This is a genomic window from Cupriavidus sp. GA3-3 (assembly GCF_000389805.1).
GTDB lineage: Bacteria > Pseudomonadota > Gammaproteobacteria > Burkholderiales > Burkholderiaceae > Cupriavidus > Cupriavidus necator_D.
Map to the genome: position 1 here is coordinate 1 of NZ_KB944496.1, position 21323 is coordinate 21323.

Consider the following 21323-nt stretch of genomic DNA (forward strand, 5'->3'; position numbering starts at 1 on the left):
CAACGGCACGCTCCGGCGTCGGGATGTAGGTGTCCAGCGCGTCGGCCAGGTTCATGATGGCCACTTCGCCCAGCTCGCCCTTGTCGCCTTCCAGCGCCAGCTTGGCCGAACCCTTGATGATCGGGGTGTCGTCGCCGGGGAACTCGTACTTCGACAGCAGCTCGCGAACTTCCATCTCGACCAGCTCGAGCAGTTCAGCGTCGTCCACCATGTCGCACTTGTTCAGGAACACGATGATGTACGGCACGCCAACCTGGCGGGCCAGCAGGATGTGCTCACGCGTTTGCGGCATCGGGCCGTCAGCAGCCGAGCAAACCAGGATCGCGCCGTCCATCTGGGCGGCACCCGTGATCATGTTCTTCACATAGTCAGCGTGGCCCGGGCAGTCAACGTGCGCGTAGTGGCGGTTGGCCGTTTCGTACTCGACGTGGGCGGTATTGATGGTAATACCGCGTGCCTTTTCTTCCGGCGCTGCGTCGATTTCGTCGTACTTCTTGGCGGCACCGCCGAACTTGGCTGCCAGCACCGTGGCAATCGCTGCGGTCAGCGTGGTCTTGCCATGGTCAACGTGACCAATCGTACCAACGTTCACGTGCGGCTTGGTCCGCTCGAACTTTTCCTTTGCCATTTCTTAACTCCTGATAGGAATGCAGTCTTGTTGTTTCATCGCGCCGCCGCACCGGCAGGCGCGGCGGCAAACTTCCAATTACTTGCCCTTGGCCGACATCACGGCTTCGGCGATGTTCTTCGGTGCTTCAGCGTAGTGCTTGAATTCCATGGTGTACGTGGCGCGGCCTTGCGTGGCCGAGCGCAGCGACGTGGAATAACCGAACATTTCCGACAGCGGGACTTCGGCCTTGATGATCTTGCCGCCGCCCACCATGTCGTCCATGCCCTGCACGATGCCGCGGCGGGACGACAGGTCGCCCATCACGGTACCCGTGTAGTCTTCCGGCGTTTCCACTTCCACGGCCATCATCGGCTCGAGCAGAACCGGGCTGGCCTTGCGCATGGCTTCCTTGAAAGCCATCGAGCCGGCCATGCGGAACGCGTTTTCGTTCGAGTCCACGTCGTGGTACGAACCGAACGTCAGCGTGACCTTCACGTCCACCACCGGGAAGCCAGCCAGGATGCCGTTCGGCAGCGTGTCGACGATACCCTTTTCGACCGCCGGGATGTATTCGCGAGGAATCACACCGCCCTTGATGGCGTCGATGAACTCGAAGCCCTTGCCCGGCTCTTGCGGCTCCAGCGTGATCACAGCGTGACCGTACTGGCCGCGGCCGCCCGACTGCTTGACGAACTTGCCCTCGACGCCTTCAGCCGTCTTGCGAATGGTTTCGCGGTAAGCCACCTGCGGCGCGCCGATGTTGGCTTCCACGCCAAATTCGCGCTTCATGCGGTCGACCAGAATTTCGAGGTGGAGCTCGCCCATGCCCGAAATGATGGTCTGACCCGATTCTTCATCGGTACGCACGCGGAACGACGGATCTTCAGCGGCCAGGCGGTTCAGGGCGATGCCCATCTTTTCCTGGTCAGCCTTGGTCTTCGGCTCGACAGCCTGCGAGATCACCGGCTCCGGGAACACCATGCGCTCGAGCACGATCGGTGCAGCCGGATCGCACAGCGTGTCGCCCGTGGTGGCGTCCTTCAGACCCACCGCAGCGGCGATGTCGCCGGCCAGCACTTCCTTGATTTCTTCGCGCTGGTTGGCATGCATCTGCAGAATACGGCCGAGGCGTTCCTTCTTGCTCTTGACCGGGTTGTACACGGTGTCGCCCGAATTGATCTTGCCCGAGTACACGCGGAAGAAGATCAGCTGACCAACGAACGGGTCGGTCATGATCTTGAACGCCAGTGCCGAGAACTTTTCGTTGTCGTCAGCCTTGCGCTCGAGCTTCTTCTCGCTGTCGTCCTCGTCCGTGCCCGTAACCGGCGGAATGTCGACCGGCGACGGCAGGAAGTCGATCACGGCGTCGAGCATGCGCTGCACGCCCTTGTTCTTGAACGCGGTGCCGCACAGCATCGGCTGGATTTCGCAGGCGATGGTACGGTCACGCAGCGCCTTGACGATCTCGGCGCGGGTCAGCTCTTCGCCGCCCAGGTACTTTTCCATCAGCTCTTCGCTGGCTTCGGCGGCAGACTCGACCATCTTCTCGCGCCATTCGTCAGCGGTGGCTTGCAGCTCGGCCGGGATGTCCTGGTATTCGAACTTCACGCCCTGGCTGGCTTCGTCCCAAATGATCGCCTTCATTTCCAGCAGATCGACGACGCCCTGGAAGCCGTCTTCAGCGCCGATCGGCACCACGACGGGCACCGGGTTGGCCTTCAGGCGGGTCTTCAGCTGGTCGTAGACCTTGAAGAAGTTCGCGCCGGTACGGTCCATCTTGTTGACGAACGCCAGACGCGGCACCTTGTACTTGTTGGCCTGACGCCAGACGGTTTCCGACTGCGGCTGCACGCCACCCACTGCGCAGTACACCATGCACGCGCCGTCCAGCACGCGCATGGAACGCTCCACCTCGATGGTGAAGTCCACGTGTCCCGGGGTGTCGATGATGTTGAAGCGATGCTCGGGGTAGTTGCCGGCCATGCCCTTCCAGAAGGCGGTGGTCGCAGCAGACGTGATGGTGATGCCGCGCTCCTGCTCCTGCTCCATCCAGTCCATGGTGGCCGCGCCATCATGGACTTCACCGATCTTGTGGTTCACACCGGTGTAGAACAGGATGCGCTCGGTCGTGGTGGTTTTACCCGCGTCAATGTGAGCCGAGATACCGATATTGCGGTAGCGCTCAATGGGAGTCTTACGAGCCACTTTAATCCTCTATTCGTCCGTGAGGCGCCGGCATCTCATGGCCCGCGCCCCTAACACAAACGGGCGAGATGTGTAAAAACACAGCCCGCCCGGCAACCAACAAACGCTATCGCGCGCTTAGAAGCGGAAATGCGAGAACGCCTTGTTGGCTTCGGCCATGCGGTGCACTTCGTCACGCTTCTTCATTGCGCCGCCACGGCCTTCCGATGCTTCCAGCAGCTCACCTGCCAGGCGCAGCGCCATCGACTTCTCGCTGCGTTTCTTCGCGGCCTCGCGCAGCCAACGCATCGCCAATGCCAGACGACGCGACGGACGGACTTCGACCGGAACCTGATAGTTGGCGCCGCCCACGCGACGGCTCTTCACTTCCACCACCGGCTTCACGTTGTTGATGGCAACGGAGAACACTTCGATGGGGGCCTTGCCTGCCTTCTTTTCGATCTGGTCGAACGCGCCATAGACGATACGTTCGGCAACCGACTTCTTGCCGTCCAGCATCAGCACGTTCATGAACTTGGCAACTTCAACGTTGCCGAACTTCGGATCAGGCAGAACATCCCGCTTGGGGACTTCACGACGACGTGGCATCTTCTTTCCTTTAGATTCAGTTGAGAGCGTGGTCAGTTTTTCCCGCTCTCCGGCCACCAACTAGCTTGCATGCGATAGACAGCAAATTCGCCGGGTGACCACTTACTCGACGGCACGGTTGCCAAAAAGGCGCTCCGTTGTACCGCCGCCTGGTGACAGCACCATGACTCGCGCCACAGGCTATCGTTTGTTGCTTCGGGTCTTTCCGACCCAGGCTGCTATAGCTTAGGCTGCCTTCGGACGCTTCGCGCCGTACTTCGAACGAGCCTGCTTGCGGTCCTTCACGCCTTGCAGGTCGAGCGAGCCACGGACGATGTGGTAACGCACACCCGGCAGATCCTTCACACGGCCGCCGCGGATCAGCACGACCGAGTGTTCCTGCAGGTTGTGGCCTTCACCGCCGATGTACGAAATCACTTCGAAACCGTTGGTCAGGCGCACCTTGGCAACCTTACGCAGTGCCGAGTTCGGCTTCTTCGGCGTCGTGGTGTACACGCGGGTGCACACGCCACGGCGCTGGGGGCAGTTCTCAAGCGCCGGGCTCTTGCTCTTGACGACTTCAGAGACGCGCGGCTTGCGAACCAGTTGGTTGATAGTTGGCATTGTTCAATCCAGCTTGGTTTGACGAAAAACGCCCCTCGCACCGGCATGCACCGAAATGGAGAGGCAACTACGGGTTTTGGGCGGGAGAGATGAGCGGACGCGCTCTGGAGACGGGACTGTGCGGTAACAGCATGCCAAAGAGCGCGAGCCGGCACCCGGATCCCGCATCTGCCGCCACCGGTCCATGGGAACCCAGTCCGGAAGGCTTGCCGGCCGCGGCCTAAAGGCCACTTCTCCGACGGGCGAGCGAAATCCAAAGCCAAAAACTCGAATCTGGCATCCTAGCAGGGGAATCGTATACCGTCAAGCCGTATACCGACCCGGGACGCGCTGACGCTGCCCTCGGTCAGACCCCGCGGAGCGCTTCCAGGATGGACTGTCCATAGCGCTCCAGTTTGGAGGCACCGATCCCGGGAATGCCCTGCATCGCCGACAGGGAGCCCGGCGCGGTCCGGGCCAGCTCCGCCAGCGTTGCATCGTGGAAGATGACATAGGCCGGCACGCCGTGCTCGCGCGCGGCCTCGGTGCGCCAGCGGCGCAGCGCCTCCCAGTTGGCCAGCATGTCTGCGTCCATGTCCGCGGTGTGGTCGGTGCGGGTGCCGCGTGCGGCACGCTCGCCGGACTTGCCCGGCTTGGTGGCCTGGCGGCGCAGGATGATCTGGCGCTCGCCCTTGAGCACCGCGCGCGCGTCCTCGCCCAGCAGCAGCGCGCCATGCCCGCCATGGTCGATGGTCAGCAGACCCTGGGCGATCAGCTGGCGGAACACCGTATGCCATTCATGCACCGAGCGGTCCTTGCCGATGCCGAAGGTGGACACCTTGTCGTGCCCCCACTGGCGGATCTTCTCCGAGCTGTTGCCGCGCAGCACGTCGATCAGGTGGGTGGCGCCGAAGTGAACCCGGCTCGCCTGCGCGGTGCGGTACACGCAGGACAGCGCCATCTGCGCCTCGCGCGTGCCGTCCCAGGTGGCCGGCGGCTCCAGACAGGTGTCGCAGTTGCCGCAGGGTTCGCTGGCCTCGTTGAAATACGCCAGGATGCGCACGCGCCGGCAGCCTGCGGTCTCGCACAGGCCGAGCAGCGCATCGAGCTTGGACGACGACACGCGCTTGAAGGCGTCGTCCGCCTCGGACTCGTCGATCATGCGCTTCTGCTGCACCACGTCGCCCAGGCCGTAGGCCATCCAGGCATTGGCCGGCAGGCCGTCGCGGCCGGCGCGCCCGGTTTCCTGGTAGTAGCCTTCCATGCTCTTGGGCAGGTCCAGGTGGGCGACAAAGCGCACGTCGGGCTTGTCGATACCCATGCCGAAGGCGATCGTCGCCACCATCACCAGCCCTTCTTCCTCGCGGAAGCGGGCCTGGTGGTGCTGGCGCACCTGGGCATCCATGCCGGCGTGGTAGCCCAGCGCATTGATGCCCTGTCCGCTCAGCCACTGCGCCGTGTCCTCCACCTTCTTGCGTGACAGGCAATAGACGATGCCGCTGTCATGGGTGCCGTCGGCCGCGGTGTGCTCGGCCTTGATGAAGGCCAGCAGCTGCTGGCGCGCATTGTCCTTCTCGACGATGCGGTAGCGGATATTGGGCCGGTCGAAGCTAGAGATGAAGACGCGGGCGTTGTCCAGCGCCAGCCGCTCGATGATCTCGTTGCGCGTGAGTGCGTCGGCCGTTGCCGTCAGCGCGATGCGCGGCACGTACGGGAAGCGCTCGTGCAGCACCGACAACTGGATGTACTCGGGGCGGAAGTCGTGGCCCCACTGCGACACGCAGTGCGCTTCGTCGATGGCAAAGAGCCCGACCCGAATGCGCTCGAGCAAGTCCTGGAAGCGTGGCGTCATCAGCCGCTCCGGCGCCACGTAGAGGATCTCGATGCGCCCGGCCAGCAGGTCGCGCTCGACCGCCGAGGCCTCGGCTCCGGTCAGCGTCGAATTGAGCACTGCGGCGCGCACGCCGGCTTCCGTCAGTGCCGCGACCTGGTCCTGCATCAGCGCGATCAGCGGCGACACCACGATGCCGACGCCGTCGCCGGCACGCTGGCGCAGCAGCGCCGGGATCTGGTAGCACAGCGACTTGCCGCCGCCGGTCGGCATCAGCACCAGGCAGTCGCCGCCCGTCGCAACGTGGTCGATGATCTCGGCCTGGCGCCCACGGAAGGCGTGGTAGCCGAACACATCTTTGAGGATCGCCAGCGCGTGCGACATAGACAACGGAATTGCTGAAGCCGGAAAAGCCGTAACCATACCACTAAGGGGGCCGCTTCCGTGCCCGCCGGGCTAACAGTCCGAACATTCTCACGACAGGGCCGGCTGCGGGCGGAAAGAAAAAAAGCCCGGCTGGATCAGCCGGGCTTTCGGGCCACCTTGCGGCGGCAAACAGCTTACTGCGATCAGGCGTTGTCGCCTTCGCCTTCGGTCGTCGCCTGCACCACCGGCGCCGGCTCGATGAAGAGCGACTGCTCTTCTTCGGCGATCGCCTGGGCGCGTTCGCGCTCGGAGGCCTCGCGCGCCTTGCGGGCGCGGTGGTAGGCCAGGCCGGTACCGGCCGGGATCAGACGGCCGACGATCACGTTTTCCTTCAGACCACGCAGGTCGTCGGTCTTGCCCATGATCGCGGCTTCGGTCAGCACGCGCGTGGTTTCCTGGAACGATGCCGCCGAGATGAAGCTGTCGGTCGACAGCGACGCCTTGGTGATACCGAGCAGCAGGTTCTCGTACGTGGCCGGACGCTTGCCTTCGGCGATCACGCGGTCGTTCTCGTCGAGCAGTTCCGAACGCTCCACCTGTTCACCCGGGATGAACTTGGTGTCGCCCACGTCGGCGATCTGCACGCGGCGCAGCATCTGACGAACAATCACTTCGATATGCTTGTCGTTGATCTTCACGCCCTGCAGACGGTACACGTCCTGGACTTCGTCCACGATGTAGTGCGCCAGCTCTTCGATGCCCTTCAGGCGCAGGATGTCGTGCGGGTCCGCCGGACCTTCCACGATCATTTCACCCTTGTTCACCACCTGGCCGTCGTGCACCAGCACCTGCTTTTCCTTCGCGATCAGGAACTCGTGGGCATTGCCGTCCAGGTCGGTGATGACCAGGCGCTGCTTGCCCTTGGTGTCCTTGCCGAACGAGGTCGTGCCGGTGACTTCCGCCAGCACGGCGGCGTCCTTCGGCGAACGCGCTTCGAACAGCTCGGCCACTCGCGGCAGACCACCGGTAATGTCGCGGGTCTTCTGCGACTCGGTCGGGATACGCGCGAGCACTTCACCCACGTGCACCTGCTGGCCATCCTTCACGGTAATCAGCGCGCCGACCTGGAAGCCGATGGTCACGGAGTGGTCCGTGCCCGGGATCTTCACTTCCTGGCCGTTGGCGTCGAGCAGCTTGACCTGCGGGCGGATGCCCTTGGTTGCAGCCGTGCGGCGCTTGGCGTCGATCACCACCAGGGTCGACAGGCCCGTCACTTCGTCCATCTGCTTGGCGACGGTCACGCCTTCTTCGACGTTCTCGAACTTGGTCGTACCGGTGTATTCCGAAACGATCGGGCGAGTCAGCGCATCCCACGTGGCCAGCTGCGTGCCAGCCTTGATGGCCTGGCCGTCCTGCACCAGCAGCGTGGCGCCGTACGGGATCTTGTGGCGTTCGCGCTCGCGGCCGTGGTCGTCGGTGATCAGCGCCTCGCCCGAACGCGAGATGACGATCAGCTCGCCCTTCGCATTGGTGACGTAACGCATGGTCGCCGTGAAACGCACGGTACCGGTTGCCTTGGCTTCCACGCTCGACGCCACTGCCGCACGCGATGCCGCACCACCGATGTGGAACGTACGCATGGTCAGCTGCGTGCCCGGCTCACCGATCGACTGAGCGGCAATCACGCCCACCGCTTCGCCGGAGTTCACCAGCACGCCGCGGCCCAGGTCGCGGCCATAGCACTTGCCGCACAGGCCGTAGCGCGTGTCGCACGACAGCGGGGTGCGGACCTTGACTTCGTCCACGCCGATGTTGTCGATCAGCTCGACCAGGTCTTCGTCCAGCAGCGTGCCGGCTTCGATCGCGGTCTCCTGGGTTTCAGGGTTGACCACGTCGGCCACGGTCACACGGCCGAGGATACGGTCGCGCAGGGCTTCGATCACTTCACCGCCTTCGACCAGGGCCTTCATGGCCACGCCGTTGGAGGTGCCGCAATCGTCCTCCACCACGACCAGATCCTGCGTCACGTCGACCAGACGACGGGTCAGGTAACCCGAGTTCGCGGTCTTCAGTGCCGTATCGGCCAGGCCCTTACGGGCGCCGTGGGTCGAGATGAAGTACTGCAGAACGTTCAGGCCTTCACGGAAGTTCGCCGTAATCGGCGTTTCAATGATCGAGCCGTCCGGCTTGGCCATCAGGCCACGCATACCGGCCAGCTGGCGGATCTGCGCTGCCGAGCCCCGTGCACCCGAGTCGGCCATCATATAGATGGAGTTGAACGACTCTTGCTTCACGGTCTTGCCTTCGCGGTCGACCACGTCCTCGTGCTGGAGCTGCTCCATCATCGCCTTGCCCACCTGGTCGCCGGCGGCGCCCCAGATGTCAACGACGTTGTTGTAGCGTTCCTGGTCGGTCACCAGACCCGACATGTACTGCTTGTCGTATTCCTTCACCTTGGCCGAGGCCTCGGCGATGATCTTTTCCTTCTGCGGCGGCACCAGCATATCGTCGATGGCGATCGAGATACCGGCACGGGTAGCCAGGCGGAAGCCCGACTGCAGCAGCTTGTCGGCGAAGATCACAGTCTCGCGCAGGCCGCACTTGCGGAACGCGGTGTTGATCAGGCGCGAGATTTCCTTCTTCTTGAGCGGCTTGTTCAGCACCGAGAACGGCAGCCCCTTGGGCAGGATCTCGGACAGGATCGCGCGGCCGACCGTGGTGGCCTGCAGCGTGATCTTGGGTGCGAAACGGGCGTCGCCCTCGGCGTCCTTGTCGACCAGCTCATACTCGGTGATACGCACGTTCACGCGCGAAGCCAGTTCGACTTCCTTGTTCTCGTAGGCGCGAATCACTTCGCTGATGTCGGCAAAGGTCATGCCCTCGCCGCGGCCGTTGATCTTGTCGCGGGTCGTGTAGTACAGACCCAGCACCACGTCTTGCGACGGCACGATCGACGGATCGCCGTTGGCCGGGAACAGCACGTTGTTGGAGGCCAGCATCAGGGTGCGGGCTTCCATCTGCGCTTCCAGCGACAGCGGCACGTGGACAGCCATCTGGTCACCGTCGAAGTCGGCGTTGAACGCCGCGCAGACCAGCGGATGCAGCTGGATGGCCTTGCCTTCGATCAGCACCGGCTCGAACGCCTGGATACCCAGGCGGTGCAGCGTCGGCGCACGGTTCAGCATCACCGGGTGCTCGCGGATCACCTCTTCGAGGATGTCCCACACCACCGGGGTCTGGCTTTCGACTTCCTTCTTCGCCGCCTTGATGGTGGTGGCGATGCCCATCGTTTCCAGCTTGTGGAAGATGAACGGCTTGAACAGCTCGAGCGCCATCAGCTTGGGCAGGCCGCACTGGTGCAGCTTGAGCGTCGGGCCCACCACGATGACCGAACGGCCCGAGTAGTCGACGCGCTTGCCCAGCAGGTTCTGACGGAAACGGCCGCCCTTGCCCTTGATCATTTCGGCCAGGGACTTCAGCGGACGCTTGTTGGCACCGGTCATCGCCTTGCCGCGACGGCCGTTGTCCAGCAGCGAGTCAACCGCTTCCTGCAGCATGCGCTTTTCGTTGCGCACGATGATTTCAGGCGCTTTCAGCTCCAGCAGGCGCTTCAGGCGGTTGTTACGGTTGATGACGCGGCGATACAGGTCGTTCAGGTCCGAGGTCGCGAAGCGGCCGCCGTCCAGCGGCACCAGCGGACGCAACTCGGGCGGCAGCACCGGCAGCACTTCGAGGATCATCCACTCGGGCTTGATGCCCGAACGCTGGAAGGCCTCGAGCACCTTCAGGCGCTTGGCGAACTTCTTGATCTTGGCTTCGGAGCCGGTGGCCTGCAGCTCGGCGCGGATCTGTTCGATCTGCTTCTCAATGTCGATGCCGCGCAGCAGTTCACGGATGCCCTCGGCACCCATCATGGCGACGAACTCGCCCTCGCCGTACTCGTCGCACTTCGCCAGGTAGTCGTCCTCGGACATGATCTGGCTCTTCTTGAGCGGGGTCATGCCGGGTTCGATCACCACGAATGCTTCAAAGTACAGCACGCGCTCGATGTCGCGCAGCGTCATGTCCAGGACCATGCCCAGGCGCGACGGCAGCGACTTCAGGAACCAGATGTGCGCGGTCGGCGCGGCCAGTTCGATGTGGCCCATGCGCTCGCGGCGCACCTTGGCCAGCGTCACTTCAACGCCGCACTTCTCGCAGATCACGCCACGGTGCTTCAGGCGCTTGTACTTGCCGCACAGGCACTCGTAGTCCTTGATCGGGCCAAAGATCTTGGCGCAGAACAGGCCGTCGCGTTCCGGCTTGAAGGTACGGTAGTTGATCGTTTCCGGCTTCTTCACTTCGCCGTACGACCACGAACGGATCTTCTCGGGCGAGGCCAGGCCGATCTTGATCGCGTCGAACTGCTCTTCCTGCTGTACCTGCTTAAAGAGATCGAGCAATGCTTTCATTGCAACTCCTTGTTTCGCCACCGCCCCGGAGTTGGTCCGGGTCGATGGCATTCATCCTGTGGGAAATCCTTCGCCTGTAGTGTCGACAGGGAGCCGGCCGCAACCGGCTCCCCTCACCTGCCCGATCAGTAGCGATCGAGGTCGATGTCGATACCCAGCGAGCGGATTTCCTTCACCAGCACGTTGAACGATTCCGGCATGCCGGCATCGATCGAGTGCTCGCCCTTGACGATGTTCTCGTACACCTTGGTACGGCCGTTCACGTCATCGGACTTGACCGTCAGCATTTCCTGCAGCACGTACGACGCGCCGTAGGCTTCCAGTGCCCAAACTTCCATCTCACCGAAACGCTGGCCACCGAACTGGGCTTTACCACCCAGCGGCTGCTGCGTCACCAGCGAGTACGGGCCGGTGGAACGCGCGTGCATCTTGTCGTCGACCAGGTGGTGCAGCTTCAGCATGTGCATCACACCCAGCGTGACCGGACGCTCGAACGCTTCGCCGGTGCGGCCGTCGAACAGCGTGACCTGCTGCTTGGAAGCGGTCAGGCCCTTCTCCTTCGCGATCTCTTCCGGATAGGCGAGGTCCAGCATGCGGCGGATTTCGTCCTCATGCGCACCATCGAACACCGGCGTCGCGAACGGCACGCCCTTCTTCAGGTTCTCGGCCAGCTCCAGGACTTCCGAATCCGACAGGCTGTCGAGGTCTTCGACCTTGCCGCTCTCGTTGTAGATCTGCGTGAGCAGCTTGCGCACTTCGGCTGCCTTGGCTTGCGCCTTCAGCATGTTGCCGATGCGCTCGCCCAGGCCGCGCGCGGCCCAGCCCAGGTGGGTCTCGAGAATCTGACCCACGTTCATCCGCGAAGGCACGCCCAGCGGATTCAGCACGATGTCGGCAGGCGTACCGTCGGCCATGTAGGGCATGTCTTCGATCGGGGTGATCTTGGACACGACACCCTTGTTGCCGTGACGGCCGGCCATCTTGTCGCCAGGCTGCAGGCGGCGCTTGACGGCCAGGTACACCTTGACCATCTTGATCACGCCCGGCGGCAGTTCGTCGCCCTGCGTGAGCTTCTTGCGCTTCTCTTCGAAGGCCAGGTCGAACTCGTGGCGCTTCTGCTCGATGGCTTCCTTGACGGCTTCCAGCTGGGCAGCCAGTTCTTCGTCGGCCGGACGGATGTCGAACCAGTGGTACCTGTCGATATCCGCCAGGTATTCCTTGGTGATCTTGGCACCCTTGGCCAGCTTCTTCGGACCGCCATTGACGGTCTTGTCGATGAGCAGGCGCTCCAGACGCTGGAACGCGTCGCCTTCCACGATACGCAGCTGGTCGTTCAGGTCCAGGCGGTAGCGCTTCAGTTCGTCGTCGATGATCGACTGGGCACGCTTGTCGCGCGTCACGCCTTCGCGGGTGAAGACCTGGACGTCGATCACGATGCCGCTCATGCCCGAGGGCACGCGCAGCGAGGTGTCCTTCACGTCCGAAGCCTTCTCGCCGAAGATCGCGCGCAGCAGCTTCTCTTCCGGGGTCAGCTGGGTCTCGCCCTTCGGCGTGACCTTGCCAACCAGCACGTCGCCGGCTTCGACTTCAGCGCCGATGTAGGTGATGCCCGACTCGTCCAGGCGAGCCAGCTGGGCTTCAGCCAGGTTCGAGATATCGCGCGTGATTTCTTCCGGTCCCAGCTTGGTGTCGCGGGCAACGACCGACAGCTCCTCGATGTGGATCGAGGTATAGCGGTCTTCGGCCACCACACGCTCCGAGATCAGGATCGAATCCTCGAAGTTGTAGCCGTTCCACGGCATGAACGCCACCAGCATGTTCTGGCCCAGTGCCAGCTCGCCCAGGTCGGTCGAGGCGCCGTCGGCAATCACGTCGCCGCGGGCAACGTGGTCGCCGACCTTCACCATCGGACGCTGGTTGATGTTGGTGTTCTGGTTCGAGCGCGTGTACTTGATCAGGTTGTAGATGTCCACGCCGACTTCACCGGCAACGGCTTCGTCGTCGTTCACGCGGATCACGATACGCATCGCGTCGACGTAGTCGACCACGCCGCCACGCATCGCCTGCACGGCCGTACCCGAGTCGACCGCAACGGTGCGCTCGATGCCGGTGCCGACCAGCGGCTTGTCCGGACGCAGGCAAGGCACGGCCTGGCGCTGCATGTTCGCGCCCATCAGTGCACGGTTCGCGTCATCGTGTTCCAGGAACGGAACCAGCGAGGCAGCGGCCGACACGATCTGCGACGGCGCCACGTCGATGTACTGCACGCGGTCCGGCGTGACCATGCGGGTTTCACGCTCGGAGCCTTCACGCGCCGACACCAGTTCGTCGGTCAGGTTGCCGTCGGCGTCAACGGTCGCGTTGGCCTGCGCCACCACGTACTTGCCTTCCTCGATCGCGGACAGGTAGTCGACCTGGTCGGTCAGCTTGCTGTCGACCACCTTGCGGTACGGCGTTTCCAGGAAGCCGTATTCGTTCAGGCGGGCATACAGTGCCAGCGAGTTGATCAGACCAATGTTCGGACCTTCCGGCGTTTCGATCGGGCACACGCGGCCATAGTGGGTCGGGTGCACGTCACGGACTTCAAAGCCGGCGCGCTCGCGCGTCAGGCCGCCCGGGCCCAGTGCGGAGACACGGCGCTTGTGCGTGATCTCGGACAGCGGGTTGGTCTGGTCCATGAACTGCGACAGCTGCGACGAACCGAAGAACTCGCGGATCGCCGACGAGATCGGCTTCGAGTTGATCAGGTCGTGCGGCATCAGGTTCTCGGTCTCGGCCTGGCCCAGACGTTCCTTGACGGCACGCTCCACGCGCGACAGGCCGGCGCGGAACTGGTTTTCGGCCAGTTCGCCGACGCAACGCACGCGACGGTTGCCCAGGTGATCGATGTCATCGACCTCGCCCTTGCCGTTGCGCAGGTTGACCAGGATCTTGATGGTCTCGAGGATGTCCTCGTCCTGCAGCACCATGGCGCCTTCGCCGCTGGGGCGGCCCAGGCGGCTGTTGACCTTCATGCGGCCAACGCGCGACAGGTCGTACGACTCTTCGCTGTAGAACAGGCGCTGGAACAGCGCTTCCACGGCTTCCTCGGTCGGCGGCTCGCCCGGGCGCATCATGCGGTAGATCGCGATACGCGCAGCGGTCTGGTCGGCGGTCTCGTCCACGCGCAGGGTCTGCGACATGTACGGGCCCTGGTCCAGGTCGTTGGTGTACAGGGTCTGGATCTGCTTGACGCCGGCTTCGCGCAGGTTCTCGAGCAGGGTTTCGGTCAGCTCGTCGTTGGCGTTGGCAATCACCTCGCCGGTATCCGGGTCGATGATGTTCTTGGCCAGCACGCGGCCCAGCAGGTAGTCTTCCGGCACGCTGATCAGCTTGGTGCCGGCCGAATCCAGGTCGCGGATGTGCTTGGCGTTGATCCGCTTGTCCTTCTCGACCACCACGCGGCCGTTCTTGTCGGCGATGTCGAAGCGCGCGACTTCACCGCGCAGGCGCTCGGGCACGAACTCCAGCTGCGCGCCTTCGGCCTGCAGCGTGAAGTTGTCGAACACGAAGAAGTGCGCGAGGATCTGTTCCGGGGTCAGGCCGATCGACTTCAGCAGGATCGTCACCGGCATCTTGCGGCGGCGGTCGACGCGGAAGTACAGGATGTCCTTCGGGTCGAACTCGAAGTCCAGCCACGAACCGCGGTAGGGGATGATACGTGCCGAGAACAGCAGCTTGCCCGAGCTGTGGGTCTTGCCCTTGTCGTGCTCGAAGAACACGCCCGGCGAGCGGTGCAGCTGCGAGACGATGACACGCTCGGTGCCGTTGATGACGAACGAACCCGTGGAAGTCATCAGCGGGATTTCGCCCATGTAGACTTCCTGCTCCTTCACTTCCTTGACCTTGCCCGGGTTCTCGCGATCGTTGATGATCAGGCGAACCTTGGCACGCAGGGCCGAGTGGAACGTCAGGCCACGCTGCTGGCATTCCTTGACGTCGAACGGCGGGTTGGACAGGTGATACGAGACGAACTCCATACGGGCAAGCCCGTTATGCGAGGAGATCGGGAAGATTGCGTTGAAAGCGGCCTGGAGGCCTTCGGTCTTGCGACGCGCGGTCGGCGTTTCCGCTTGCAAGAACTGAGTGTAGGATTCAATCTGGGTGGCAAGCAGGAATGGAACCTGATGTACCGTCGCGCGCTTCGCAAAGCTTTTGCGAATGCGCTTCTTTTCGGTGAAGCTGTACGCCATGGGATCTCCGAATCATCGCAGGGCTGGCTGGACCTGGCCGGACCTGAGGTGTTCAGCGACTGGGAGGGGATTTGGCGGTTGGCCGCTACCAACCTCTGGCTGACGGTGTCCGCACGCTGCGGGCGGTGTGGTCGTCGCATCAAGCGCAACGCCTGTACTCGCCCGGGGGACACCCGACCAAACTTGTCTTCTGCAGTCGGTTCAGAAGACAAACATCAGCAGCAACCACTTAGTGTGCCACTGATGTTTGGCCTCTGCTGAGACTCCGGCATGCCCGAGGGCATCGAGACTCGCAAACATCACTTTTTGTTGCGAAGAGTGCTTCTCAAAACACTTTCGCACAAGCGCAAAAAGGCTGGCGCCGGGAATTTCCCTTTGCCAGCCCCATCCGCGTGCCGAAAGGGCACGCGAGCAATGCCTTACTTGACGTCGACCTTCGCGCCAGCGTCTTCCAGCTTCTTCTTGGCTTCGGCAGCAGCAGCCTTGTCCACGCCTTCCTTGACGGGCTTCGGTGCGCCATCGACCAGGTCCTTGGCTTCCTTCAGGCCCAGGCCGGTGATTTCGCGAACAGCCTTAATCACGCCAACCTTGTTGGCGCCGACTTCGGCCAGGATCACGTTGAACTCGGTCTGCTCTTCAGCAGCGGCGGCACCGCCGGCGCCCGGGGCAGCAGCCACAGCCATGGCAGCAGCCGACACGCCAAACTTCTCTTCGAACGCCTTGACCAGGTCGTTCAGTTCCATCACGGACATCGCGCCAACGGCTTCCAGGATGTCGTCTTTGGTGATTGCCATTTGAAATACTCCTACTAGATTTGATTCGGTATCGGTAATGCGATCTTTCGATGCGAGGCCTGGATTGCCTTAGGCGCCAGCGGCTTCCGCTTCCGCGGGAGCGCCTTCGGCGTTCTTGGCAGCCAGTGCAGCCAGCAGACGGGCGAAGCCCGACACCGGTGCCTGCATCACGCCCAGCAGCTGAGCAATCAGTTCGTCGCGGCTCGGGATCGAGGCCAGCGCCTTCACGGCGGCAGCGTCGAGAACCTTGCCGTCATACGACCCGGCGCGCAGGACCAGCTTGTCGTTGGTCTTGGCGAAGTCGTTCAGAACCTTGGCCGACGACACTGCATCTTCGGAAATACCGTAGATCAGCGGACCGGTCATCTGCTCTGCGAGGCTTGCAAACGGCGTACCTTCGACGGCGCGGCGGGCCAGCGTGTTCTTCAGAACACGCAGGTACACGCCTTGCTGACGTGCGGTGGAACGCAGCTTGGTCAGATCGCCAACCGTAATGCCGCGATATTCGGCCACGACGATGGTCTGGGCCTTGGCGACTTGCGCCGAAACCTCAGCAACGACGGCCTTCTTATCTTCAATATTGAGTGGCACGGTTAAGCTCCAAAATGACGCTAGCCCTCCGGCAATACCGGAGTCTTCACGTCAGCACAAACGAACGGCGTCCGATTGGCCCGAATCACCCGGGACAGGCCCGGATTCATCAATCCCTTCGGGTGCGCCATCTGCGCTGGCTGCCCGGGGTTGGTCATGCACGGCACCTGGCCCTGCTTGTACCTCCCGGCCGATTAAGCCCGCATGCCTGACTGCGGTCATGTGGACACCAGCGGTCTTTGATAACCAGCGGCGACTGCCTGAACACAACGTGTCCGACTGCCGCCACTGCCCAAAGCCTTGCTCCCTGTCCTTGTGCTGCCGCTTGGCAGAACCAGGTTCGGAGCCGATCCCCGCTTACGCCAGGATCTTCAATTCGCGGCCGACCGGTGTTATCGGGTCCGGTCAGCCCATGCCGTCAGCTCAGGCCGACAGCGAAGCTTGTTCCACGCGCACGCCAACGCCCATGGTGGACGAGACAGCGATCTTGCGCAGGTACACGCCCTTGCTCGTAGCCGGCTTGGACTTCACCAGGGCTTCCAGCAGTGCGGACAGGTTGCTCTTCAGGGCTGCGTCGTCGAACGAGCGGCGGCCGATGGTGGCGTGGATGATACCGGCCTTGTCGACACGGAACTGCACCTGGCCAGCCTTGGCGTTCTTCACAGCCTGGGCCACGTCGGGCGTCACGGTACCGACCTTCGGGTTCGGCATCAGGCCGCGCGGGCCCAGGATCTGGCCCAGCGTACCGACGATACGCATCGTGTCCGGCGAAGCGATCACGACGTCGAAGTTCAGGTTGCCGGCCTTGACTTGCTCGGCCAGGTCTTCCATGCCGACGATGTCAGCACCGGCGGCCTTGGCGGCTTCGGCCTTTTCGCCCTGGGCGAAGACAGCCACGCGAACCGACTTGCCGGTACCTGCGGGCAGCACCACCGAACCACGAACCACCTGGTCCGACTTCTTGGCGTCAATGCCCAGCTGCACGGCCACGTCGATCGACTCGTCGAACTTCGCCGAAGCGCAGCCCTTCACCAGGCCCAGGGCCTCGTCGATCGGGTAAAACTTGGTACGCTCGATCTTCGCCTTGTTGGCGGCGACGCGCTTGGAAACCTTAGCCATTTACAGACCCTCCACGGTGATACCCATCGAACGAGCCGAACCGGCGATGGTACGCACGGCGGCGTCCAGGTCGGCGGCGGTCAGGTCAGCGTTCTTGGCCTTGGCGATTTCTTCAGCCTGGGCGCGGGTGATCTTGCCAACCTTGTCGGTGTGGGGCTTCGGCGAACCCTTGGTGATGCCTGCTGCCTTCTTGATCAGCACGGTCGCCGGGGGCGACTTCATCACGAAGGTGAAGCTCTTGTCGGCGAAGGCGGTAATCACCACCGGCACCGGCAGACCGGGTTCCATACCCTGGGTCTGGGCGTTGAACGCCTTGCAGAACTCCATGATGTTCAGACCACGCTGACCCAGTGCGGGACCAACGGGCGGGGAGGGATTTGCCTTACCAGCCGGAATCTGCAGCTTGATAAAGCCAATGATCTTCTTGGCCATCTCTACTCCAATCCGGATCGCTCTTTCGGGATGCGATCCTGTTGAGTCGTAACGCGCTGTCGCCGCACCTTCGGCACGGCCTCACGCTCCTCTTGGCGCCGCCACCGGGGCGGCGCCGTTGCCCGTTGCCGCCCTTTCAGGCCGCAACCGGCAAATTCCTTAAACCTTCTCGACCTGGCCGAACTCGAGTTCGACCGGCGTGGCACGCCCGAAGATCGTGACCGAGACGCGCAGGCGCGACTTCTCGTAATTCACTTCTTCCACGTTGCCGTTGAAATCGGTGAATGGGCCGTCCTTGACGCGCACCATTTCGCCCACTTCGAACAGCGTCTTGGGACGCGGCTTCTCGACCCCTTCCTGCATCTGGGTCATGATCTTGTCGACTTCGCGCTGCGAAATCGGGCTCGGGCGGTTGCGGGCGCCGCCCACGAAACCGGTGACCTTGCTGGTGTTCTTCACCAGGTGCCAGGTCTCGTCGGTCATTTCCATTTCCACCAGCACGTAGCCGGGGAAGAAACGACGCTCGGTGACCGACTTGTGGCCGCCCTTGATTTCCACGACTTCTTCGGACGGCACCAGGATGCGGCCAAACTTGTCCTGCATCTCGGCGCGTTCGATGCGCTCCTGCAGCGCGCGCTGCACGCTCTTCTCCATGCCGGAATAGGCATGCACGACATACCAGCGCTTCTTCGACGAAGGCGATTCCGGCGCGGTGGTTTCCTGCTGAGCGTTATCCGTCATGTGCTACCTCTTATTTCCAGCCCAGCACGAGCGAGAAGACGACCCACTCGATGAGCTTGTCAGCCGACCACAGGAACAGCGCCATGATGACGACAAAGACGAAGACCAGCCCCGTCATTTGCCCGGCTTCCTTGCGCGTCGGCCAGACGACCTTGCGAACTTCCCGATACGATTCCTTGGCGAACCCGATAAAGTCCTTGCCTGGTGCCGACACCAGCGCAACTACGATACCCAGTGCAATACCACCGAACAGTGCGGCGCCACGTACATAAGACGGTTGCTGTGCCAGTGCATAGAAACCGATGACGCCCGCAACCACCAGCAGCACCGCCACGCCAAGCATCCACTTGCCGCTGCTGGCGTTCACGGTTTCAACATTGGGATTGGCCATGTTTCGCAAACGAGACTAAGCCGCGTCACGATTGCTCTTCGCGACGCGGCTGATTGATTTGGCAGGGGCAGAGGGAATCGAACCCCCAACCTTCGGTTTTGGAGACCGACGCTCTGCCAGTTGAGCTATACCCCTAAAACAACTGTGGGGCCGGCGCTGGCGCCAACCCCTTCTGGCAACGAACGCGGCCGGTTGGTGCCGCGTTCGCTATCAAACAACTTAGTCGAGGATCTTTGCCACGACGCCGGCGCCGACGGTACGGCCACCTTCGCGGATAGCGAAGCGCAGGCCTTCTTCCATGGCGATCGGGGCGATCAGCTTGACGGTGATCGACACGTTGTCACCCGGCATGACCATTTCCTTGTCCTTCGGCAGCTCGATCGAGCCGGTCACGTCGGTGGTACGGAAATAGAACTGCGGGCGGTAGTTGTTGAAGAACGGGGTGTGACGGCCGCCTTCGTCCTTCGACAGGATGTACACCTCGCCGGTGAAGTGGGTGTGCGGCTTGATCGAACCCGGCTTGCACAGCACCTGGCCGCGCTCGACGTCTTCACGCTTGGTGCCGCGCAGCAGCAGGCCAACGTTGTCGCCGGCTTGACCCTGGTCCAGCAGCTTGCGGAACATTTCCACGCCGGTGCAGGTGGTCTTCACCGTCGGCTTGATACCGACGATTTCGATTTCCTCACCGACCTTCACCACGCCGCGCTCGATACGGCCGGTCACCACGGTGCCGCGACCCGAGATCGAGAACACGTCTTCCACAGGCATCAGGAAGGTACCGTCAACGGCACGCTCCGGCGTCGGGATGTAGGTGTCCAGCGCGTCGGCCAGGTTCATGATGGCCACTTCGCCCAGCTCGCCCTTGTCGCCTTCCAGCGCCAGCTTGGCCGAACCCTTGATGATCGGGGTGTCGTCGCCGGGGAACTCGTACTTCGACAGCAGCTCGCGAACTTCCATCTCGACCAGCTCGAGCAGTTCAGCGTCGTCCACCATGTCGCACTTGTTCAGGAACACGATGATGTACGGCACGCCAACCTGGCGGGCCAGCAGGATGTGCTCACGCGTTTGCGGCATCGGGCCGTCAGCAGCCGAGCAAACCAGGATCGCGCCGTCCATCTGGGCGGCACCCGTGATCATGTTCTTCACATAGTCAGCGTGGCCCGGGCAGTCAACGTGCGCGTAGTGGCGGTTGGCCGTTTCGTACTCGACGTGGGCGGTATTGATGGTAATACCGCGTGCCTTTTCTTCCGGCGCTGCGTCGATTTCGTCGTACTTCTTGGCGGCACCGCCGAACTTGGCTGCCAGCACCGTGGCAATCGCTGCGGTCAGCGTGGTCTTGCCATGGTCAACGTGACCAATCGTACCAACGTTCACGTGCGGCTTGGTCCGCTCGAACTTTTCCTTTGCCATTTCGCGACTCCTGTCTCGGTAGCGATATTGCCAGTGCGTGGTATTTGGTGCCCATGGGCAGGATCGAACTGCCGACCTCTCCCTTACCAAGGGAGTGCTCTACCACTGAGCCACATGGGCGAAACTTGACGTACTACTCTGACAGCAACCGCGCGACTGGAGCGGGTGAAGGGAATCGAACCCTCGTCGTAAGCTTGGAAGGCTTCTGCTCTACCATTGAGCTACACCCGCCCGGTTCTTTCCTGCTTCTTCACCGGCACTGCCGGCTGCTGTCTTGCATTCTGGTGGAGAGGGCTGGATTCGAACCAGCGTAGGCGTAAGCCAACAGATTTACAGTCTGCCCCCTTTAGCCACTCGGGCACCTCTCCGCAGAGAACTATCGATTATGGGGCTTCTCACCTTGCCTGTCAAGCACTTTCCGTTGCGGATGCTGTACTTGGCCAGGCCAGGGAAGGCGTTCCAGCGTGGCGCTTGAACCGCCTGATCGCTCCCACAAGCGCAGTTTAGATTTCTGCGTTCTCACCCTATAGGGGCTTTCCAGCGTCGCTCCTGGAGGCTCTGAGGCCGCTCGCCACCACGAGCCGGAAAAGACAAAACCCCTCGCAGCACACGCTGTCGAGGGGTTTTGGGAATAAGAGCCTGGCGATGACCTACTTTCACACGGGAATCCGCACTATCATCGGCGCGGAGCTGTTTCACGGACCTGTTCGGGATGGGAAGGGGTGGTTCCAGCTCGCTATGGTCACCAGGCATGAGGGGTTGCAGCGCTGAGGTTGAGGTCAACGCTGCGAATAGGGATGTAGTTGGGGTTGTGCGTATCTGGCACAAGGCGATCGACTCACCAGGCAAAACACACTGGTTATAGGATCAAGCCTTACGGGCAATTAGTACTGGTTAGCTTAACGCATTACTGCGCTTCCACACCCAGCCTATCAACGTCCTGGTCTCGAACGACCCTTCAAGGCGGTCAAGCCGCCAGG

The 21323-nt window shown here is 62.6% G+C and carries 15 protein-coding genes, 4 tRNA genes and 2 rRNA genes; 1 reads left to right on the forward strand and 20 read right to left on the reverse strand.

Features of this window, described 5'->3' with window-relative positions:
• The 7 genes from C265_RS23050 to rpoB form a co-directional block, all read right to left on the reverse strand.
• A partial coding sequence (locus C265_RS23050; RefSeq protein WP_010810457.1) for a GTP-binding protein occupies nt 1–628 on the reverse strand: 628 nt, incomplete at its 3' end.
• A 78-nt stretch (nt 629–706) separates the two neighbouring features.
• Nucleotides 707–2815 carry an elongation factor G gene (fusA, locus tag C265_RS23055; protein ID WP_010810458.1) on the reverse strand — a complete coding sequence of 703 codons (2109 nt, stop codon included), beginning with the start codon at nt 2813–2815 and terminating at the stop codon, nt 707–709.
• Nucleotides 2816–2932: 117 nt separating this feature from the next.
• Nucleotides 2933–3403 (reverse strand): 30S ribosomal protein S7, encoded by a 471-nt coding sequence (gene rpsG, locus C265_RS23060; protein WP_010810459.1) that lies wholly within the window; start codon nt 3401–3403, stop codon nt 2933–2935.
• Nucleotides 3404–3628: 225 nt separating this feature from the next.
• Nucleotides 3629–4006: a 30S ribosomal protein S12 gene (gene rpsL / locus C265_RS23065; RefSeq protein WP_010810460.1), complete on the reverse strand. Its 378-nt coding sequence runs from the start codon at nt 4004–4006 to the stop codon at nt 3629–3631.
• 346 nt (nt 4007–4352) lie between these two features.
• On the reverse strand, nt 4353–6200 hold the full coding sequence (recQ, locus tag C265_RS23070) for a DNA helicase RecQ (RefSeq protein ID WP_010810461.1): 1848 nt from the start codon (nt 6198–6200) through the stop codon (nt 4353–4355).
• A gap of 185 nt (nt 6201–6385) precedes the next feature.
• Nucleotides 6386–10633 (reverse strand): DNA-directed RNA polymerase subunit beta', encoded by a 4248-nt coding sequence (gene rpoC, locus C265_RS23075; protein ID WP_010810462.1) that lies wholly within the window; start codon nt 10631–10633, stop codon nt 6386–6388.
• A 125-nt stretch (nt 10634–10758) separates the two neighbouring features.
• Entirely contained in the window at nt 10759–14865 is a 4107-nt protein-coding gene (rpoB, locus tag C265_RS23080) for a DNA-directed RNA polymerase subunit beta (protein ID WP_010810463.1), read from the reverse strand.
• Here rpoB and C265_RS32590 point away from each other — a divergent pair.
• Nucleotides 14746–15126, forward strand: coding sequence for a hypothetical protein (locus C265_RS32590; protein ID WP_162166395.1), 381 nt, complete (start codon nt 14746–14748; stop codon nt 15124–15126). The genes rpoB and C265_RS32590 overlap by 120 nt on opposite strands.
• Before the next feature lie 158 nt (nt 15127–15284).
• Here the strand turns inward: C265_RS32590 and rplL are convergent, their stop codons facing one another.
• The 13 genes from rplL to C265_RS23145 form a co-directional block, all read right to left on the reverse strand.
• Nucleotides 15285–15659 (reverse strand): 50S ribosomal protein L7/L12, encoded by a 375-nt coding sequence (gene rplL, locus C265_RS23085; protein WP_010810464.1) that lies wholly within the window; start codon nt 15657–15659, stop codon nt 15285–15287.
• Nucleotides 15660–15728: 69 nt separating this feature from the next.
• Complete coding sequence (rplJ, locus tag C265_RS23090) at nt 15729–16250, reverse strand: 50S ribosomal protein L10 (RefSeq protein ID WP_010810465.1); 522 nt, start codon at nt 16248–16250, stop codon at nt 15729–15731.
• A 423-nt stretch (nt 16251–16673) separates the two neighbouring features.
• Entirely contained in the window at nt 16674–17369 is a 696-nt protein-coding gene (gene rplA, locus C265_RS23095; protein WP_010810466.1) for a 50S ribosomal protein L1, read from the reverse strand.
• A complete protein-coding gene (rplK, locus tag C265_RS23100; RefSeq protein ID WP_010810467.1) occupies nt 17370–17801 on the reverse strand; it encodes a 50S ribosomal protein L11 in 432 nt (143 codons plus the stop codon).
• A 159-nt stretch (nt 17802–17960) separates the two neighbouring features.
• A complete protein-coding gene (gene nusG, locus C265_RS23105; protein WP_010810468.1) occupies nt 17961–18542 on the reverse strand; it encodes a transcription termination/antitermination protein NusG in 582 nt (193 codons plus the stop codon).
• Nucleotides 18543–18552: 10 nt separating this feature from the next.
• Entirely contained in the window at nt 18553–18933 is a 381-nt protein-coding gene (gene secE / locus C265_RS23110) for a preprotein translocase subunit SecE (RefSeq protein ID WP_010810469.1), read from the reverse strand.
• A gap of 59 nt (nt 18934–18992) precedes the next feature.
• Nucleotides 18993–19068 (reverse strand) — tRNA-Trp (locus C265_RS23115).
• An 84-nt stretch (nt 19069–19152) separates the two neighbouring features.
• On the reverse strand, nt 19153–20343 hold the full coding sequence (tuf, locus tag C265_RS23120; RefSeq protein WP_010810470.1) for an elongation factor Tu: 1191 nt from the start codon (nt 20341–20343) through the stop codon (nt 19153–19155).
• Nucleotides 20344–20388: 45 nt separating this feature from the next.
• Nucleotides 20389–20463 (reverse strand) — tRNA-Thr (locus C265_RS23125).
• Between the two features lie 37 nt (nt 20464–20500).
• Nucleotides 20501–20574: transfer RNA gene (locus tag C265_RS23130), tRNA-Gly, on the reverse strand.
• Nucleotides 20575–20625: 51 nt separating this feature from the next.
• Nucleotides 20626–20711 (reverse strand) — tRNA-Tyr (locus tag C265_RS23135).
• A gap of 269 nt (nt 20712–20980) precedes the next feature.
• Nucleotides 20981–21093: ribosomal RNA gene (rrf, locus tag C265_RS23140) — 5S ribosomal RNA — on the reverse strand.
• A 113-nt stretch (nt 21094–21206) separates the two neighbouring features.
• A 23S ribosomal RNA gene (locus C265_RS23145) occupies nt 21207–21323 on the reverse strand; the annotation flags it as partial.

Coding starts and splice junctions, on each gene's coding strand:
- rplL (WP_010810464.1), bottom strand. CDS start 15,659: ATGGCAATCACCAAAGACGACATCCTGGAAGCCGTTGGCGCGATGTCC.
- recQ (WP_010810461.1), bottom strand. CDS start 6,200: ATGTCGCACGCGCTGGCGATCCTCAAAGATGTGTTCGGCTACCACGCC.
- rpoC (WP_010810462.1), bottom strand. CDS start 10,633: ATGAAAGCATTGCTCGATCTCTTTAAGCAGGTACAGCAGGAAGAGCAG.
- rpsL (WP_010810460.1), bottom strand. CDS start 4,006: ATGCCAACTATCAACCAACTGGTTCGCAAGCCGCGCGTCTCTGAAGTC.
- rpsG (WP_010810459.1), bottom strand. CDS start 3,403: ATGCCACGTCGTCGTGAAGTCCCCAAGCGGGATGTTCTGCCTGATCCG.
- rplK (WP_010810467.1), bottom strand. CDS start 17,801: ATGGCCAAGAAGATCATTGGCTTTATCAAGCTGCAGATTCCGGCTGGT.
- secE (WP_010810469.1), bottom strand. CDS start 18,933: ATGGCCAATCCCAATGTTGAAACCGTGAACGCCAGCAGCGGCAAGTGG.
- rplA (WP_010810466.1), bottom strand. CDS start 17,369: ATGGCTAAGGTTTCCAAGCGCGTCGCCGCCAACAAGGCGAAGATCGAG.
- tuf (WP_010810470.1), bottom strand. CDS start 20,343: ATGGCAAAGGAAAAGTTCGAGCGGACCAAGCCGCACGTGAACGTTGGT.
- nusG (WP_010810468.1), bottom strand. CDS start 18,542: ATGACGGATAACGCTCAGCAGGAAACCACCGCGCCGGAATCGCCTTCG.
- rpoB (WP_010810463.1), bottom strand. CDS start 14,865: ATGGCGTACAGCTTCACCGAAAAGAAGCGCATTCGCAAAAGCTTTGCG.